The following is a 2,254-nucleotide window of genomic DNA, read 5'->3' as shown; positions in this document are numbered from 1 at the left end:
TGTACAAATCTGCATCTATCACGCAGAAGAAAGAGGAGGTGCTGCACAGGCTGTGCAGTACCTCCTCTTTCTATCTGCAAATCCATCACTTCCTGTGATGGTCCCGGTCATCCTCCACCGTCCGTACCCGTTCGATGGTAGGCTTCCCTTTCTTATCCTTTTCCACCACCGCAATGGTGATGTATTGGAGTTCTCCGTTGAATTCTTCCACCAGTTTGTCCAGGGTCCCGTCCCGGTTCAGTTCCGGATTGGAGGCAGCCCCTGCATTGATGGCTCGGTACAGCAGGGCGGCGAATTCATACCGGCTCATCATCCGGTTCCCTTTGAATTCTCCGTCTTCATACCCTTCCACAATGCCAGCCTTGGCCAGTTTGGTCACGTAATCATAGGCCCAGTGGTTCTTGGGCACATCCGGGAACAGCACATGATGCTCTGCTCCGCTGCCACTCACCACCGGTTTTCCAGCCAGAGTGTTCACCATCTGGGTCAGTTTCCCCACGGTGGCTTTCAGGTCCCGGATTTCCTTGGCCATTGCCACCCGGCTGTTGGACACATGGTTGTGCTGGCCGATCTTGAAGGTGGCCCCCACGTTCACCATGTTCTCTCCCCCGCCGGTGCTGCCGCCGATGCTGAACATCACATCTTCGTTGGGCCGGTAGAAGGCTCCCAGGGCCACAGCATTGGCTCCGCTGTAGTTCCCGGCCCCCACCGCAAAGTCCAGCTTGTCGTCCGGGTCGAAATCCAGAGGATGGAGGGCGGCCAGGGCGGCTGAATTGGCCCCCACCCGGTCCACCCGGCTTCCCAGTTTGTCCAGGCTGCTGCCCAGCTGGTTGATGGCCCGGCCGGTCTGCTGGAGCTGGCTCACGTTCACCGCATCCGTCGGTGCCGTCCCCTGTGCCACATTGTGGATCTGGTTGCCGCCCATATCCACCTTGCCGTCCTGGACCGTAATATTCCGGTTGGAATCCCCGGTCTTCACGGTCAGGCCGCTGTTGTTGATGGTCGTGTTGCCTGTCGTGACACTGGTAAGGCCCGTCAGGTCCTTGGCCAGGCGCACATTCAGGGTATTGTCGTCCCCTTTCACGATGCCGATATTGTCGGCGCTGCTGACTTCTTTGGCACCGCCCTTCAGGTTCAGTGTCTCACCCAGGCCCACTTTCACTTCCTGGCCGTCATCCCCTTGGAATTTCCGGCCGCTGTTGACCTTGTCGCTGACAGTCTTCAGCTGGTCTTCCGTGGCCGCCCGGCCACTCTGGATGTTCTTGCCATCCCACTTGGTGTTTTCCAGGCCGTTCAGGAAGTTTCCATTTGCCGGGTTGCTGTCGCCGGCCGTATTGGCCTGTTTGCCCAGGGTCATAGCATTGTCACCGGACCCGATGGTCACCTGTCCTTTGGAGCCGTCCACGGTGACCTGGTTGGCCCCGCCGCCGGCCGTGACTTTGGCGCCGTTGCCGTCGATGGAAACCTGTTTGGATGCATCCGTTTCATCACCGAGGGTGATGTTGTCATTCAGATTGACCGTGTGGTCGTCTTTTACGGTGATGTTCTTGCCGCTCTTGGACTTGACCGCTTCAGCCGCCTTACCGGCTTCGTCTCCGGCGATTTTCTTCACATCCCCGATGCTGGCCGCATTGTTGTCGCCGGCCTCCGCATATTGCTTGCCGTCGATGCCGCTGGCGATGTTGGTGATCTGCTTGGTTCCGCCGTTGATGCCCTGATCCGTAATGGTGATGTCACCGACTTTGACCTTGTTGGTTTCCACGCCATCACCGTTGATGGTAGTATTCCCAGCCTTGATGCTGCCGTCTTTGGTCAAGTCCACATCCTTCTTCAGGGATACTTCCAAGGCATCGCCGTTGACCTTGGTTTCGATGTTCTTCCCATCGCCCTTGACGGTAACCGTCTGGCCCAGGTCTTTCTTCACGGTGCCGCCCGCTTCGTCAGCCAGGCCGAAGCCGCCTTTATCCTTACCGGAAATATCCGTGATGGCCTGACTCAGCTGGCCTTCCGTCGCCGCCCGGTCAGCCACCACATGGCCAGCATCCCACTGGGTATTGTCCAGGCCGGTGATATAGTTGCCTTTGGCCGGGTTGGGGTCCCCATTCTGGTTGTCCTGCCGGCCGATGGTAATCTTATGGACCCCGCTGCTGTCCGGGCCTACGGTGATGGCTTCGAAATCCGGCCGGTTGGTCATGACAATTTCCAGCCCATCTCCCGCCGTATTCTGGCGGACCCCCAGGTTGCGGATGGATAC

At 58.6% G+C, this 2,254-nt stretch carries 1 protein-coding gene; it reads right to left on the bottom strand.

The window, feature by feature from the left end; genetic code table 11:
• Positions 1 to 85: 85 nt before the first annotated feature.
• A partial coding sequence (locus ACZOF8_RS10275; RefSeq protein ID WP_487426930.1) for an S-layer homology domain-containing protein occupies positions 86 to 2,254 on the bottom strand: 2,169 nt, incomplete at its 5' end.

The sequence above is a fragment of the Acidaminococcus sp. genome (assembly GCF_057597765.1).
Note: the sequence above shows the minus strand (reverse complement) of the source record. Positions and strands in the feature narration are given on the sequence as shown.